Source organism: Brevundimonas sp. GW821-FHT12E07 (assembly GCF_058807035.1).
Genome location: NZ_JBXAQH010000001.1, coordinates 1356775 through 1372472 on the forward strand (window position 1 = coordinate 1356775; position 15698 = coordinate 1372472).

The 15698-nt window shown below is 67.3% G+C and carries 17 protein-coding genes and 2 tRNA genes; 18 read left to right on the forward strand and 1 reads right to left on the reverse strand.

Features of this window, described 5'->3' with window-relative positions:
* Positions 1 to 59: 59 nt before the first annotated feature.
* The 9 genes from infA (at position 60) to AC1ROD_RS06360 (ending at position 4973) form a co-directional block, all read left to right on the forward strand.
* Entirely contained in the window at positions 60 to 281 is a 222-nt protein-coding gene (gene infA / locus AC1ROD_RS06320; protein ID WP_131253431.1) for a translation initiation factor IF-1, read from the forward strand.
* A 7-nt stretch (positions 282 to 288) separates the two neighbouring features.
* Positions 289 to 867 carry a Maf family protein gene (locus AC1ROD_RS06325; protein WP_492947394.1) on the forward strand — a complete coding sequence of 193 codons (579 nt, stop codon included), beginning with the start codon at positions 289 to 291 and terminating at the stop codon, positions 865 to 867.
* Between the two features lie 4 nt (positions 868 to 871).
* Complete coding sequence (locus tag AC1ROD_RS06330) at positions 872 to 1894, forward strand: ribonuclease E/G (protein WP_492947395.1); 1023 nt, start codon at positions 872 to 874, stop codon at positions 1892 to 1894.
* 3 nt (positions 1895 to 1897) lie between these two features.
* Positions 1898 to 2104: a DNA gyrase inhibitor YacG gene (locus AC1ROD_RS06335; protein ID WP_492947396.1), complete on the forward strand. Its 207-nt coding sequence runs from the start codon at positions 1898 to 1900 to the stop codon at positions 2102 to 2104.
* Positions 2105 to 2178: 74 nt separating this feature from the next.
* A tRNA-Phe gene (locus AC1ROD_RS06340) sits at positions 2179 to 2254 on the forward strand.
* A 461-nt stretch (positions 2255 to 2715) separates the two neighbouring features.
* Entirely contained in the window at positions 2716 to 3588 is an 873-nt protein-coding gene (locus tag AC1ROD_RS06345; protein ID WP_492947397.1) for a MotA/TolQ/ExbB proton channel family protein, read from the forward strand.
* 5 nt (positions 3589 to 3593) lie between these two features.
* Positions 3594 to 4028 (forward strand): biopolymer transporter ExbD, encoded by a 435-nt coding sequence (locus AC1ROD_RS06350; protein ID WP_492947398.1) that lies wholly within the window; start codon positions 3594 to 3596, stop codon positions 4026 to 4028.
* A gap of 12 nt (positions 4029 to 4040) precedes the next feature.
* Complete coding sequence (locus tag AC1ROD_RS06355) at positions 4041 to 4748, forward strand: TonB family protein (RefSeq protein WP_492947399.1); 708 nt, start codon at positions 4041 to 4043, stop codon at positions 4746 to 4748.
* Between the two features lie 148 nt (positions 4749 to 4896).
* Positions 4897 to 4973 (forward strand) — tRNA-His (locus AC1ROD_RS06360).
* Positions 4974 to 5089: 116 nt separating this feature from the next.
* Here the strand turns inward: AC1ROD_RS06360 and AC1ROD_RS06365 are convergent.
* Positions 5090 to 6931 carry a patatin-like phospholipase family protein gene (locus tag AC1ROD_RS06365; RefSeq protein ID WP_492947400.1) on the reverse strand — a complete coding sequence of 614 codons (1842 nt, stop codon included), beginning with the start codon at positions 6929 to 6931 and terminating at the stop codon, positions 5090 to 5092.
* 166 nt (positions 6932 to 7097) lie between these two features.
* Here AC1ROD_RS06365 and serS point away from each other — a divergent pair, with 166 nt between their 5' ends.
* The 9 genes from serS to secF all read left to right on the forward strand — a co-directional run bounded on the left by serS (position 7098) and on the right by secF (position 15698).
* Positions 7098 to 8648 (forward strand): serine--tRNA ligase, encoded by a 1551-nt coding sequence (gene serS, locus AC1ROD_RS06370; RefSeq protein WP_492947401.1) that lies wholly within the window; start codon positions 7098 to 7100, stop codon positions 8646 to 8648.
* 3 nt (positions 8649 to 8651) lie between these two features.
* A complete protein-coding gene (locus AC1ROD_RS06375; RefSeq protein WP_492947402.1) occupies positions 8652 to 9035 on the forward strand; it encodes a hypothetical protein in 384 nt (127 codons plus the stop codon).
* 19 nt (positions 9036 to 9054) lie between these two features.
* Positions 9055 to 9843: a 5'/3'-nucleotidase SurE gene (surE, locus tag AC1ROD_RS06380; protein WP_492947403.1), complete on the forward strand. Its 789-nt coding sequence runs from the start codon at positions 9055 to 9057 to the stop codon at positions 9841 to 9843.
* Positions 9840 to 10484, forward strand: a complete 645-nt coding sequence (locus tag AC1ROD_RS06385; RefSeq protein ID WP_492947404.1) for a protein-L-isoaspartate(D-aspartate) O-methyltransferase — start codon at positions 9840 to 9842, stop codon at positions 10482 to 10484. Before surE ends, AC1ROD_RS06385 begins: the two co-directional genes overlap by 4 nt.
* Before the next feature lie 32 nt (positions 10485 to 10516).
* Positions 10517 to 11326, forward strand: a complete 810-nt coding sequence (locus tag AC1ROD_RS06390; RefSeq protein WP_492947744.1) for an OmpA family protein — start codon at positions 10517 to 10519, stop codon at positions 11324 to 11326.
* Positions 11327 to 11438: 112 nt separating this feature from the next.
* A complete protein-coding gene (locus tag AC1ROD_RS06395; protein WP_492947405.1) occupies positions 11439 to 12617 on the forward strand; it encodes a peptidoglycan DD-metalloendopeptidase family protein in 1179 nt (392 codons plus the stop codon).
* Between the two features lie 122 nt (positions 12618 to 12739).
* A complete protein-coding gene (gene yajC, locus AC1ROD_RS06400; RefSeq protein ID WP_492947406.1) occupies positions 12740 to 13069 on the forward strand; it encodes a preprotein translocase subunit YajC in 330 nt (109 codons plus the stop codon).
* Between the two features lie 35 nt (positions 13070 to 13104).
* Positions 13105 to 14718, forward strand: a complete 1614-nt coding sequence (secD, locus tag AC1ROD_RS06405; protein WP_492947407.1) for a protein translocase subunit SecD — start codon at positions 13105 to 13107, stop codon at positions 14716 to 14718.
* The gene (gene secF / locus AC1ROD_RS06410) at positions 14715 to 15698 is read left to right on the forward strand and encodes a protein translocase subunit SecF (RefSeq protein WP_492947408.1); all 984 of its coding nucleotides are present in this window, start codon (positions 14715 to 14717) and stop codon (positions 15696 to 15698) included. Before secD ends, secF begins: the two co-directional genes overlap by 4 nt.

Genomic DNA, 15698 nt, shown 5'->3' on the forward strand with positions numbered 1-15698 from the left:
CGGCTCGCGCTCCGCCCGGCGCGAGCCTTGATTCGTATTCACCGGGCGTGAGAGGCCGCATGGCTAAGGAAGAACTGCTCGAGTTTCCCGGTGTCGTCAGCGAACTGCTGCCGAACGCCACGTTCCGCGTGCTGCTCGAGGACAACAACCACGAGATCATCGCCCACACCGCTGGCAAGATGCGCAAGAACCGCATCCGCGTCCTGGCCGGCGACAAGGTCCTGGTCGAGATGACGCCCTACGACCTGACCAAGGGCCGCATCACCTACCGCTTCAAGTAAGGACGGGTTGTCTACCCGTCCTGAATTGGTGCTGGCTTCGGCCAGCCCGCGCCGCATCGAATTGCTGGCGCTGATCGGGATCCAACCCGATCGCATCGATCCCGCCGACATCGACGAGACGCCGCAGCGCGACGAGACCCCGTCGCGGCTGGCGGTGCGTCTGGCCCGGTCCAAGGCCGAGGTCGTCGCCGCCCGGTCGCCCGAGGCGGTGGTCCTGGCCGCCGACACCGTGGTCGCCGTGGGACGGCGCCTGCTGGAGAAGGCCGCTGACGAGGCCGAGGTCACGAAATTCCTGACCCTGCTGTCTGGCCGCAATCACCGCGTCTTCACTGGCGTCGCCGTGGCCCATGCGGGCAAGGTTCGGACCCGGGTGGTCGACACCCGCGTCAGCTTCAAGGTCCTGTCGCCCGGCGAGATCGCCGATTACGTCGCCGGCGGCGACTGGCGCGGCAAGGCGGGTGGGTACGGCATCCAAGGGCCTGCCGGGGCCTTCGTCACCCGCATCGTCGGCAGCTATCCGGCGGTCATGGGCCTGCCGCTGTTCGAGACGGTCAATCTGCTGTCCGGCGCCGGCTGGCGGAAATAACCGGATGAGCGGGGAGATCGAGGTCTTCCTCGACCAGACGCCCGGCGAGACCCGCGGCCTGATCGCCCGCGACGGCCGCTACACCCACATCCTGATTGAACGCGACGGCGATCCGGCGGCGCTGAGGCTGGGCGCGCGCTCGGTCGGCCGGGTGGCGGAGATCGACGCCGGGCTGAGGGGCGCGTTCGTCGATCTGGGGGGCGGGCAGAGGGGCTTCCTGCCGCTCACCAGGTCCCACGATCTGAAACAGGGCCAGAAGATCGAAGTGGAGGTCTCCGCCGAGCCGCGTGAGGCCAAGGTGGCGACCCTGCGACGGATTGGCGCGGCCGAGGGCGAGCCGAGGCTGCTGAAGGCCGGGCCCAAGGTGACGGAGGCGCTCGCCGCACTCGCTCCGCGCGTGGAGATACAGACCGGCTCCGTGGCCATCGAGGCCGTCTGGGAGGCGGAAGAAGAGGCCCTGGGGCGTCGGGTCATGCTGACCGGCGCCGGCCTCGACCTGGCCATCCAGCGCACCCGGGCCCTGATCGCGGTCGATATCGACCATGTCGGCGGCAAGTCCGGAGGGGCGAAACAGGCGAATCTTCTGGGCCTCGCCGAGGCGGCGCGGCTGATCCGGCTGAACCGCTGGGGCGGTCTGGTGGCCGTGGATCTGGTCGGGGCGGGGCACGAAGCCGAGCCCCTGATCAAGGCCGCGAGGGCCGCGTTCGGCGACGATCCCGAAATCGTGTTCGGTCCGCTGAACCGGTTCGGCGTGCTGATGTTGTCCCTACCGTGGCGTGAGACGCCTCTGGAGGAGGTTCTGAACGCGGGGGAGGGGCGGCCGACGCTGCGCACCCGGGGGATCGCGGTCGCGCGGCGGCTGCGCCACGCCCTGCTGACCGACACCCGGGCGCCCCGGCTGTTCGCGCGCTGTACGCCGCAAGAGGCTGAAATGGCGGCGCCTCTGGTGGAAAAACTGGGGCCGCGCGCCCATCTGAGACCCGATCCCGCCGCCATTCCGGGCCGCGTCGCGATCGAGGAGGCTTGACCTGTGGCGACCTGTCCGATCTGCCAGAAGCATCCGGCCGAAGCGAAGTACAAGCCCTTCTGCTCGCGCCGCTGCGCCGATGTGGACCTGGGCCGCTGGTTCTCCGGGACCTATGCGATTCCGGTGCGTGACGACGAGCCGACAGACGAGGAGGGCGGACCCGGGGAGGGCATGAGAAGCCCGGCGCGGCGGCCTTTTGAAGAAGACTGAAAACTTCTTTCAGCGAGTGCTGGACACCCCGGATCGGCTCGCTTATAGACCCCGCTCCCGAACGGGAAGCGTGCGCCTGGGTAGCTCAGTTGGTAGAGCAGCGGATTGAAAATCCGCGTGTCGGTGGTTCGAATCCGCCCCCAGGCACCACCGCTCCTTCGGCTTCCCTCCGGTTGTTAACCTCTCGGCTCACTGCCACCGGTTTCCGTCGGGATTCGAATATCGCCGTGAGGCATGTTCGGGGCGCATGGCACGATGCCTTCAAGGCATCATCAAAATGTCGCTTTCGCCCACTGCATATGGGTTTTGCACGTCGCGTTCGCTTCACGAGCGAAAAGCGCCAATGCGCCCTTGACGCTCTGATAACGGTTCGCCAAAGACGCTTGACGCCTTTCTAAAGCGTTAGCGCGCGAGCGCTCCGAGGACATGCGTCCGAGGGTCGTTCGTCACGTGAAGGTTCCCCTAGGGGCAACCAGGTGCGATAGAAGGCGTTCCGCCGTCGGTCATTCCGGCCTGGCGGTGGAACAAAACCGAATTTGTGGAGGGGCGGTCGCATCTCGCGGCTGGCTCCAGGGTCCAAGAGCTAAGACCGAAACAGGAACTGGCGACACATGCTGAAGAAAACCAACATCATTCTCGCCATGGCCGGCGCTGCCGTCCTTATGGCGAGCTCGCCGGTCCTGGCGCAGGAAACCGCGGCTCCGACCGCTGCTGCCCCGGCCGCCGCGGCTCCCGCCGCCGCCCCGGCTCCGGCTCCGGCCGCTGAACCCGCCGCCGAAGAGGCCAAGTCCTCGCACGGCAACATCACCCCGATCTCCATGTTCATGGAAGCGACCCCGGTCGTTAAGGTCGTCATGATCGGCCTGCTGCTGGCGTCGGTCTTCTCCTGGACCCTGCTGATCATCAAGCTGATCGAGTTCGGCAGCCTGAACCGCAAGACGGACCGCTTCCTGGAAGAGTTCCGCGGCGCCCGCACCATCGCCGACATGCACAAGGTCGCGACGGACGAAGCCTACGAAGGCAACCCGCTGGCCGACATGGCCGCCGCCGCCACCGAAGAAATCCAGCTGTCGCGTCAGGCCGGTCTCTCGGTCACCGGCGACCACCGCGACTCGGCTCTGGCCCGCGCCCAACACGCCGTCTCGGCCGTGCAAGCCGGTCTGGCCTCGCGTCTCTCGGGCGGTCAGCAGTTCCTCGCTTCGACCGGCTCCATCGGCCCGTTCGTCGGTCTGTTCGGTACCGTTTACGGCATCATGAACTCCTTCATCGGTATCGTTCAGTCGAACACCACCAACCTGGCCTCGGTTGCTCCGGGTATCGCTGAAGCCCTGCTCGCCACCGGTATCGGCCTGTTCGCCGCTATCCCGGCCGTCGTCATGTACAACTACTTCAACACCCGCATCTCGGCCTACGGCACTCGCTCGGACGGCTTCGCCGCTGAGCTGCTGAACGCCGTCTCGCGTCAGCTCGACAAGGGAGCGTAAGACGGATGGCCGCCAAACTCGGAGGACCGGGCGGCGGTAAGTATCACGTCGAGCAGAACGCTGAGATCAACGTCACGCCTTTCGTTGATATCATGCTCGTCCTGCTGATCATCTTCATGGTGGCGTCTTCGGTCGCCACCGTGTCGGTGGAGGTGAAACTTCCCCTTTCCCAGGTGCCGCCTGGTGAAAATCCGCCCAAGCCGGTGTTCATCTCGATCACCACTGACGGCCGGGTCTTCATCGGTGACGGTGAAACGAGCTTCGACACCCTGGGCGCGGACCTGAACAGCCAGATCGGCCGTCGGGACCCGACCAAGGAACGGATCTTTATCCGGGCCGACCAGCAGACCCGCTACGGCGATTTCATGCACGCCATGAACTCGCTCCAGGACGCGGGCTTCTACAGTGTCGCGCTCGTCGGTGAAGACAAAGCTGAGTAGGACGGGACACACATGACAGACACTCCCGTTGAGTATCACCGCAGTCGCTACGACGCGCCCCGCAAGAAGGCCAATCCGGTCGTCTGGCTGATCGCTCTGATCGTTGTCTGCCTTCTCTTCGTGGCCCTGATCCTCTGGGTTCAGCGGACCAAGTTCGAGAACAAGGTGATCGAATATAACGACGACGCGGTGAAGGTGGATCTGATTCCGCCGCCTCCGCCGCCGCCGCCGCCGCCTCCGCCGCCTCCGCCGGACACCCCGCCGCCGCCCAAGCTGCAGGTCCGTCCCCCGGTCGTGGTGCCGAACGCTCCGCCGCCGCCGATCACGCTTCCGATCGAGCCGACGAAGAAGGAAGACCGCGTCGAGTACTCGGGTCCTCCGGTTATCGTCCCCGGACCGCCCCCGCCTCCGGCTCCGCCGGCTCCGGCGCGGCCCGCGGTGATCACGAACCCGAGCTGGGCGGCGCAACCGCGTCCCGAGTTCCCGGAACGTGCTCTGTCGCGCGGTATCGAAAGCGGTCGGGTCGAGATGGAATGCACTGTGAACGCCAACGGTAGCGTCAGCGGTTGCACCATCGTCTCGGAAACGCCTTCGGGTGCCGGCTTCGGCGCTGCTGCACTCTCCGCGGCCCGCCGCGCCCGCCTGTCGCCCCGCTCGGTCGACGGGGTCGCCACCGGCGGCAAGGTGCGGTTCGCCACCTCGTTCCGCCTGCCCGATTAAGGCGAAACGAAACCAGGTCAGACGCCCCGGAGGAAACTCCGGGGCGTTTTTCTTTGTGCGGTTCTTTTCAGATCGGCGCATTGTCCGCTTGATCGGCGCGCGGACCGCCGCTAGAGAACGCCCCTCGCGCGGTTCGCCGCTTCGATGCGCCACCTTAGCTCAGTTGGTTAGAGCGCCGGTTTGTGGAACCGGAGGTCCTCAGTTCAAGCCTGAGAGGTGGTACCATCGGCCGTTACGGCCTGAAGGGCCGGATGCGCGACCTCCCTCACAGCCTCGCTGACCACGGTCCCTGAACCGGCGCCGGGTCTTGGCCGCCTCACGCGAAGGCGGCCGGGCGGGGGTCAGGCCTTGGCCTTCACCGGAAACAGTTTGCGGCCTTTGCGGACCGGCTCGGGGGCAACTTCGGCCAGAGGCTCGGACGGAGCTTCGTCTCCGGCCAAGGCGGCAGCGCGGCGCTTGCGCAGGGTGGGCACCGGCCCGTCCAGCGCCGACAGGGCCGCGACCGCCGCGGCATGGCCCGAGGCCACCACGGGCTCATAGATCTTCCAGTCGCGGATATCGGTCCCGGTCGGGCGCGGCAGGATCAGCAGATCGGTATCCTCGCGCGACCGCTCCAGCTCGGCGTCCGTGGTGATGGTCGCCGACCGCATCAGGATCGAGACGATCGGCGGTCCCGCCTTCCATTTGCCCGACAGCAGCCATTTCCACCAGGACGGCGGGTTCTCGAGCCCCGAGGGATCGACGCCGCGGGTCTGGGAGATGTCCGAGCCGACGATGGGGCCGGAGTTCAGCTGACGCATGACGTCGGTGGGGAAGTTCTTGAGCACCGCCCCGTCGACCAGGACCTGGCCGTCCATGACCACCGGCGGCATCACGCCGGGGATGGCGATCGAGGCGCGCATGGCCCGGCGCATCAGGCCGCGGCGATGCACCTCGATCCGGCCCGTGGTCAGATTGGACGAGACCGCGAAGAAGGGCAGGGGGGTGTCGGCGATGTCGATCTCGCCATAGGCGTCCTGCAGCAGGCCCGCGACCTTGCGCGCCCGGGTCATGGCGACGATGGGCAGGGCGAGGTCCGAGAGCGGGTCCGACTTGACGAAGGCCTTGCGGATCCGGGCGTCCAGCTCCTCGTCGTTCCAGCCCAGGGCAGGGCCGGCCGCGACGACGGCGCCCATGGAGGAGCCGCCGAGAAAGTCGAGGGTGACGCCCGCCTCATGCAGGGCCCGGACCACGCCGATATGGGCATAGGCGCGGGCGCCGCCGCCCGACAGGACCAGACCGACAGAGGTCCCGGTCACGACACGGGCGATGCGTTCGGCGTCGGCGGCGTCGCCTTCGGTGGCGTGGAACCAGCGGCCGGGCTCGAGCGCGTCCAGCCAGACGGCGGTGTTTGCGGGCCGGGGCATGCGCGGATCGCGCAGAAGGATGAGGTCGGTGAACTGGTGCCCGCCGCCGAAGTCGCCGTCGCCGCGCGAAGGAATGGTGCGGGGCGGGGCAGTCAGGGCGTTGCCGACGATGAACAGCCGGTCGACCTGGCGGGCGCACAGCGAGGCCCAGTTGGGCTCGTCCTGTTCAGCGACATAGAGGACGTAGTCGTGGCTGTCCTCGACGCGCGAAAACCATTCCGAGGCGGACGACAGGGCCGAGTGGTCGATGACCTGACAGGTATTGCCCTGGGCCTCGATGGCGGCGGCGATGCGCTCGACGAAGGCGCGGATCGGCCGGGGGCGGGCCGAGATGAAGCCGAAGACGCTGGGCTCGGTCGCGCCGGTCGTCCGCTCGCGGGCGCGGTGCAGCATCAGCCGCGACAGCTCGATCATGACATCGGGCTGGGTCTTCACGGCGTCGAAGAAGGCCTCGCGCGGCAGGGCCAGGATCTCGGAGTCCCGAAGCGCCACCACGTCGGCGGTGTGCGGCGTGCCAGCGATCAGGGCCATTTCGCCGACGGGTTCGCCCGGTCGCACGACGCCGACGAAATAGGGCGGCTGGCCCTCTTCGCGCCGGAACACGCCGAGGCGGCCCGAGCGCAGCAGATACAGGCTGTCGGCCTCTTCCCCCGCGGTGAACAGGGGCTCGCCCCCGGTCAGGGCGAACCAGCTGGCCCTGGTGTTGCGATCGTCGAAGACCCGCGCCAGGGCGGCTTCGAGCGTATCGGTGCGCGGGGTCTGACGACGAGGGGCCATGGGACCGGATATGTGTTGAGACGAACGCAACGCTAGGGCTTCAGCATGAAGGGATGCGGTTAACGTCGAGACAAGAGGCCGGTTGCGGGTGATCCTGTTTGCCCGACTCCGTTCGGGGCGGTAAGGCGTACGCCTTCTGAAACGCCGAAGCTGAAATGACGCCGCCATGCATGATATCCGAGCCCTCCGCGACAACCCGGACGCCTTTGTGGCCGGCTGGTCGTCGCGCGGCGTGGACAATGCCGCGGAGATCGTCGCCGAGATCCTGAAGCTGGATGTGGAGCTGCGCGCGGCCCAGACGGCCGGGCAGGAGGCGCTGGCCAAACGCAATGCGGCGTCCAAGCTGATCGGCGCCGCCATGGGCCGCAAGGACATGGAAGAGGCCGACCGGCTGAAGGCCGAGGTCGAGACCCTGAAGGGCGAGATTGCCGGTTTCGAACAGACCGAGAAGGACGTCGGCGCCCGCCTGCGCGACATTCTGGCCCGCGAGCAGAACCTGGCCGCCGCCGACGTGCCAGAGGGCGAGGACGAGAGCGGGAATGTCGACGTCGATCCGGAGGCCACCAGGGCCCGGTTCGAGGCCGCGCGGCCCGTGCTGCCGGCCTTCAAGCTGAACGCGCCCAAGGACCATTCGGACCTCGGCGAGGCCCTGAAGATGCTGGACTTCGAGGCCGCCGCGCGGATGTCGGGCGCCCGCTTCGCCGTGCTCAAGGGCCAGCTGGCCCGGCTGGAGCGCGCCGTCGGCCAATTCATGCTGGACGTCCAGACGGACCAGCACGGCTATCTGGAGGTGAACCCGCCGTATCTCGTGAAGGGCGACGCGATGTTCGGCACAGGGCAGCTGCCGAAGTTCGAAGAGGATCTGTTCAGCACCGGGTCGGACCAGGAAGCCCTGTCTCTGGCGAGCCGCATGTATCTGTCCATGTCGAAGACGAGCGACGATTTTATCGGCGTGTATCTTGCGGCGACAAAGGCGCTCACAGCGGACGAACGCGTCCGCATGGGCTTTGACAGGATCGACGGATACGCAAAGCAGCTGCTTGAGCTGTCGATCCGGGATCACCAGAACTTTATGGAATGGTTCCCCGAGAGCGGTTCCGCGGATCGCCGCTACCTCATCCCCACCGCCGAGGTCTCCCTGACCAATCTGGTGCGCGAGCAGATTCTCGATGAGGCGGAGATCGCGACGCCGATGCGGCTGACGGCCCTGACGCCCTGTTTCCGGGCCGAGGCGGGATCGGCGGGGCGCGATACGCGCGGCCTGATCCGCCAGCACCAGTTCACCAAGGTCGAGATGGTCTCCATCACCCGGCCCGAGGATTCCGACGCCGAGCACGAGCGGATGACCGGCTGCGCCGAGGCGGTGCTGCAGAAGCTGGAGCTGCCCTATCGCCGGATGCTGCTGTGCAAGGGCGACATGGGCTTCACGGCGCGCAAGACGTTTGACCTCGAGGTCTGGCTGCCCTCGCAGGACACCTATCGCGAGATCAGCTCCTGCTCCAACTGCGGAGACTTCCAGGCGCGGCGCATGGACGCCCGGTTCAAGCGCGCGGGTGAGAAGAAGACCGAGTTCGTCCATACGCTGAACGGCTCGGGTCTGGCCGTCGGTCGCACTCTTGTCGCCATCATGGAGAACTATCAGGACGAGGACGGCCGCATCGCTGTCCCCGCCGCCCTGCAGCCCTATATGGGCGGTCTGACCCACATTGGAGGCTGAACCATGAAAACCGTCGCCCTCTCCCTGATCGCCGGCATGTTGATGACCGCCGTGACGCCCGCATTCGCATTCGCCGAAGAGCCGCGTCCGCAGGCCGACGATACGACCTTCACCGGCTATGTCCGGTTCTCGCACGGCGAGTTCCAGCTCTATGCCAACCAGAACCAGGTGCTGCAGCCGTTCTCGCGCCCCTGCGTCTCCGGTGTCCTGCCTGACGCCCTGCAGCGCCAGGCGCAGTCGGATTTGGGCGGCGTGAAGGTTCAGATCACCGGCGCGACCCGCGCCTGGGACAAGAGCAAGTCGAGCCTGCGTTACGGCGACAGCGTCATCCGCAACGACTGCGGCGGCGACCTCGTGATCGAGGCCACCTCGATGCGCCCCATCTGACCGGAGCCGAACGCCGCGCATGAGAATACTGCTGACCAACGACGACGGGATCGAGGCCGAGGGACTGGCGTCGCTGGAACGGATCGCGCGGACATTCACCGACGACGTCTGGATCGTTGCGCCCGCGACGGAGCAGTCGGGCAAGGGGAGGGGCATCACCCTGACCGAGCCTCTGCGCGTCAACCGGTTGGGCGAGAAGCGGTTTTCGGTGACCGGAACCCCGACCGACTGCGTGGTTCTGGCCTTCGACCTGATGGATGAAAAGCCCGATCTGGTGCTGTCGGGCGTCAATCGGGGCCATAATGTCGGTGAGGACTGCTCCTATTCCGGCACGGTGGCGGGGGCGCTGCAGGGCATGGCCTATGGGGTGCGCTCCATCGCCCTGTCGCAGTCGCTGGACCGTTTCCACGACGAGGTGACGGCCCACTGGGAGACCTGCGAGGCCTTCGCCCCGGCGATCATCTCGACGCTTCTGGCCCAGGAATGGCGTCCGGGCGTGGTGATGAACCTGAACTTCCCGGCGCGGCCTCCCGAGCAGGTGAAGGAGGTCGAGGTGACGGTGCAGGGCTTCCGCCAGATCGGCGAGATGCATCCGGTCAAGCGCACCGACCTGCGTGGCCGCGACTACTACTGGATGAGCTTCCGCGGACAGAAGCAGGACCATGCGCCAGGCACCGACCTGCGCGCCATGGACGACGGGAAGATATCGGTCACGCCCCTGCACATCGACCTGACCCACCGCGCCAGCGTCAACGACCTGAAGGGCGTGCTGGGCGGGGTTCCGCCGAAGGTGCTGGCCGCCGAATGAACCTGAGGGACGACCGCGCGGGCCGATTGATCCTGAGCCTGCGGCAGCAGGGGGTGACGGATCCGCGCGTGCTGTCGGCGATGGAGTCCATCGACCGCGCCGTCTTCGTGCACGAGAAATTCCTCGATCAGGCCTGGGAGGATCAGGCCCTGCCGATCGACTGCGCCCAGACGATCTCCCAGCCCTATATCGTCGGCCTGATGACCCAGGCGCTGGACGTCCAGCCGCGTCACCGGGTGCTGGAGATCGGTACGGGCAGCGGCTACCAGTGCGCGGTGCTGAGCCGGCTGGCGCGGTATGTCTATACCGTTGAACGCTACCGCAGCCTTCTGGTCGAGGCCGAGGCCAAGCTGCGTCAACTCGACATCGACAACGTCATCACCCAGCATTCCGACGGCGGCCTGGGCTGGCCCCAGCAGGCGCCGTTCGACCGGATCATGGTCACTGCCGCCTCGCCGACCGAGCCGACCGAACTGCTCAAGCAGCTGAAGCCGGGCGGGATTCTGGTGGCGCCGGTGGGCAAGACCTCGGTGCAGATGCTGCACCGCTACACCGGCCAGCCCGACGGCAGCTTCCACCGCGAAAGCCTGCGCGAAGTGCGGTTCGTGCCCCTGGTCGAGGGGACGGCGAAGGAGGGGTAGCCGGGCGGCGAGGTTCGTCTGATAGTTGCGTGATGTGGACACGCACGCCCCGGATCTTCGCCGCCCTGATCGCCGTCGCGATGACGGCTTCTGCCGCGCCTGCTTATGCCCATGAGTGGGTCGACTATTTCGCGGCCGGAGAGACCCACCTTTCGCCCCAAGGCTACAGGGTCGCCCGTGAGGTCGCGGCTTATGCGGGCCGGGCGCCGTCGAGAGTCGTGATCACCGCTCACGAGGACGGTATGGAGGCAGGGACGCAGGCTTCCGAACGTCTGGACGTCTGGCGTGGTCGGGAGATGATGCTGGAGCTGATGCGTCTCGGCGTTTCGCCCGGAGCGATCGACATCCAGGCCAAAGGCGCGAGCGAGCCTGCGCGGATAGTGGCGGCCGATGCTGCGGAGCCGCTGAATCGGCGCGTGACGGTGGATGTGAACCCAATTCCGCCGCGGCCCCGCGGCGCACTGCCGTCCATGACACTTAGCCATCTCGACCAACCGTTGATTTTCTTTGAGTCTGGCTCGGTCGAGGTCGACCGTCAGGTGCGGTTCGTGTTGGCGCTGGCTGTATACGGCCATCGCCCCGGCGACTGGCGGGTCATAGTGAAGGGCTACGCCGACACACTGGGTACGGTCGACGCCAATGACGCCTTGGGGATGGCGCGAGCGGAAGCCGTCGCAAGGGCGCTGGTGCAACTCGGCATGCCCTGGGAGGACATGGAGATCAGTAGCGGCGGCGAGCGTCTGCTGGCCCGAGCAAGCCCCGATGAACGGTCGGAGCCGTTGAATCGTCGCGTGACGGTGAACTTCTTCCTCAAGCCGGACCGAGTCCCTGTGGGCGGTTAACCTTCGCTCCCCACTTTCGCCGGGTTTGGCGGCTTGGCTTATGGTGAACGGCGGGGCACATCTGGATCAGGATTCGAACCCTGATTTCAGGCAAGATTTTCAGGAGAGCGCGATGAGCGGAATGAGCGGCTGGACCAAGGGTCTGATCGTCGCGGGCGCGGCCCTGAGCGTAACCGCCTGCGCGAACTATCCGACCGAGCCCCGCTATTCGACGCGCGCCGACCAGCCGCACGCGGTCGCCAATGTGCCGCCGGTTCCGAACTCGCCGGTCTATCCGGGCCAGCCGGGCCAGCCCTATCCGGGCGCGGTCGTGACCAATGAGGCGCCGCCGCCCGCGCGCGCGCCGATCGAGAGCATCGACGGCGGCGGCCTGCCGCCCGCGGCGGTGACCAGTTCGTTGAACGGCGGCCCGGCCAACAGCGGGCGACCGGCCGTGTCCAGCCCCAACTATCCGTCGTCCGGCCAGCCCGAACCGGCGTCGAGTTCGCCGAGCTACAACCCGCCCGGAACGCCGCGCGCGCCGGTGACGGCGGGATCGGTGGCCTATGTGATCCAGCCGGGCGATACGATTTCCGGTGTCGGACGGCGGTTCCAGACCCCGGTCCAGACCCTGATCGACCTGAATGGCCTGGGCCCGCGCGCATCCATTTCCAGCGGCCAGCAGATCGTCCTGCCGGACAATGCCGTCGACACCGGTCGCGACCCCTACGCTACCGGCCCCGCGCCGGTCGGGGTGACCGTCCCTCGCGGCGGCGCCGTGCCGCCGCCGCCGACCCCGCCGTCGGGCAACGCCGCCCTGCCGCCCGCGCGGCCGGTCGTTCCGGCGCAGGGCCCGATCCGTCCGCCTGCACAGGTTCCGGCCCAGATCCCGGCCCAGACGCCTTCGGCCCCGGTCGCCGGCGCCATCGGGCTGCAGTGGCCTGTGCGCGGGGACATCGTGCGGCGCTTCGGCCCGGTCGGCATGGGCGAGCGCAACAACGGGGTGAATATCGGCGCCTCGGCCGGCGCCCCGGTCGTGGCCTCGGCCTCCGGACGCGTGGCCTATGTCGGCGACGCCCTGGCCGGGCAGGGGCTGACGGTCCTGATCGTCCACCGCGACGGCTGGCGCACCGTCTATGGCCACCTGGGTTCGGCGACGGTCGAGGACGGCGCCGATGTGCGCGCGGGCCAGCAGATCGGCACCGTCGGCCTGACCGCCGGCGACGGCCGCCCGTCGATGCATTTCGAGACCCGGCACATGCAGGGGGACGAGCCGGTGGCCATCGATCCGCTGACGGTGTTGCCGCGCTGACGCAGCCGTGAGGTCTTGGCCGAAACGTCGCGTTGCAATGTCGGGGCGTCGGCCCTAGGTTCCGCGCCTCATTTTCAACGGGCGCCCGACTGAAGGCTCGCCCGGGTCGGGGACTATAGAATATGCCTACTGGTGAAGCTGGCGGCCTGATGGCCCAGGTCGTGACCTTCCTTCCGTTCATCGCGATCTTCGTGATGTTCTACTTCCTGCTGATCCGTCCGCAGCAGAAGAAGGCCAAGGAACACGCCGCCCTGATCGCCGCCGTGAAGCGCGGCGACACCGTCGTCCTGTCGTCGGGCGTGATCGGCAAGGTGACCCGCGTCGAAGAGGCCGAGGTCAACGTCGAGATCGCGCCGAGCGTCAACATCCGCGTCGTGAAGGGCATGATCGCCGAGGTGCGCAACCGCACCGCCGTCGCCGCCAACGACACCAAAGCCATCGCCAAGGGCTGATCGCCTCGCGTCGCCGAAACGGATAGTCGATTCCCATGATTCAGCTTTCGCGCTGGAAGATCGTTCTTCTCGCATTGTCGCTCGTGTTCGGGCTGCTGCTGGCGTTCCCGAACGTCCTGACGCCCGACCAGCGGGCCAAGCTGCCGGGCTTCGTCCCGAAGAACGCGCTGAACCTGGGCCTCGACCTGCAGGGCGGCTCCTATCTGCTGCTGGAAGTCGACGTGCCGGCGATGCGCGCCAAGCGGGTCGACAACCTGGTCGAGGACGTCCGCGTCACCATGCGCGACGCCGGCATCAATGTGAACGCGACCCAGCGTGAAGAGGGCGGTGTGGTCATCACCCTGGCCGATCCGGGCCAGACCGAAACCGCCTATCAGGCGCTGCGCCGTCTCGTCGGCGGGGCGAACCAGCAGGGCGTCGTCGAACGCGCCGTGACCCGCGAGGGCAACGGCCGCCTGCGCTTCGCCTTCACCCAGCAGACGCTCGACAGCATGGGCTCCACGGCCGTGGACCAGTCGATCGAGGTGGTGCGTCGCCGGATCGACAGCCTGGGCACCAAGGAGCCCTCTATCACCCGTCAGGGCTCGAACCGCATCGTGGTCCAGGCCCCGGGCGAAAGCGACCCGGCCGCCCTGGAACGCGTCATCGGCCAGACGGCCCAGCTGACCTTCCAGATGGTCGACAGCGAGAACTCGGTGCAGCAGGCCGTCGCCGGCGCCGTGCCGCCCGACGCCGTGCTGATGGTGGACGAGGACGGCGTCACCCCGCTGCTGATCAAGCGCCGCGTGCTGGTGTCCGGCGAGCAGCTGACCCATGCCGACGTCACCACCGACCAGAATGGCCAGACCGCGATCGGATTCCGCTTCGACGGCGTCGGCGCCCAGCGCTTCGCCCAGGCGACCGCCAGCGAGAACCTCGGCAAACGCTTCGCCATCATCCTGGACGGCAAGGTGCTTTCGGCCCCGCGGATCATCAGCACCATTCCCAACGGTTCGGGCCAGATCACCGGCCGGTTCTCGATCCAGGAGGCGTCCGAGATGGTCAACCTCCTCAACGGCGGCGCCCTGCCGGCCCCGCTGAAGGTCGAGGAACGCCGCACCGTCACCGCCGAACTGGGCGCCGACGCCGTTCAGAAGGGCGGCGTCTCGACGATCATCGGCTTCATCATCATCGTGGTCTTCATGCTGGGGGCCTACGGCTTCCTGTTCGGCGGCGTTTCCGTCGTCGGCCTGCTGCTGAACGGCATTCTGATCATCGCCGCCATGTCCCTGACCCAGGCGTCGCTGACCCTGCCTGGCATTGCCGGTCTGGTGCTGACCTTCGCCGTGGCCGTTGACGCCAACGTGCTGATCTATGAGCGGATGCGTGACGAGGCCCGCGCGGGCCGGTCGGTGATCGCTTCGATGGACGCCGGCTTCAACAAGGCGATGGGCACCATCATCGACGCCAACCTGACCACCCTGGTGGCCGCGGCCATCATGTTCATCTTCGGCGCCGGCCCCGTGCGGGGCTTCGCCTGGACCCTGACCATCGGGGTGTTCACCTCGGTCTTCTCCTCGGTGCTCGTCGCCCAGGTGCTACTCGGCTACTGGCTCAAGGTGGCCAAGCCCAAGAAACTGCCGATCGCCGACCCGGAGACTGTCCGATGAACTGGTGGCCCCTGATCAAGGTTCTTCCGCAGAAGACCAACCTGCATTTCGTCAAATACGCGCGCTATGCCGCCGTCCTGTCGATCGTCCTGTGTGTCGCCTCCATCGTCGGCTGCTTCGTGCCCGGCCTGAACATGGGCATCGATTTCCGGGGCGGCGCCTCGCTGGAAGTCGCCAAGCCCGCCGGTCAGGTGATCGAACTGGAAGCCGTGCGTGAGTCGGTGGCCAAGCTGAATCTCGGTGATGTCGGGGTCCAGGGCATCGCGCGTCTGGACACCAATGTGAACGACGGCTCCACCGCCATCGTCCGCTTCCAGGTGCCGGAAGGCCGCGACCAGACCGCCGTCGTCAACCAGGTGGAAAGCGCCATCACCGCCGCCACCGGCCAGGTGTCCTATTCGGGCGTCAGCGTCGTGGGTTCCAAGGTGTCGGGCGAGCTGTTCACCTCGGGCCTGCTGGCCCTGGGCTGCGCCATCGTGCTGATGTTCGCCTACATCTGGTTCCGGTTCGAACCGCAGTTCGGCTTCGGCGCCGTCGCCGGCCTGCTGCACGACGTGATCCTGACCTTCGGCCTGATCGTGGTGCTGCGCCTCGAGTTCAGCCTGAATATGGTCGCGGCCATTCTGACCGTCATCGGCTATTCGATGAACGACACCGTCGTCGTCTTCGACCGCCTTCGCGAGAACCTGCGCAAGTACAAGACCATGCCGCTGCGCGACGTGATCGACCTGTCGCTGAACGAGACCCTGACCCGGACCATCATCACCGGCGTGACCGCGGTGCTGGTTCTGGCGGCCCTGGCCATCTTCGGCGGCGAGGCCCTGCGCGGCTTCTCGATCGCCCTGATGTTCGGGATCATTGTCGGCACCTATTCCTCGATCTATGTCGGGGCGCCGATCATCCTGCTGTGGGGCGTCAAGCGCGGCGAACTCAACGAGGACGCCAAACCGATCAAGCTCGGCATGGCCAGCCGGCCGTAG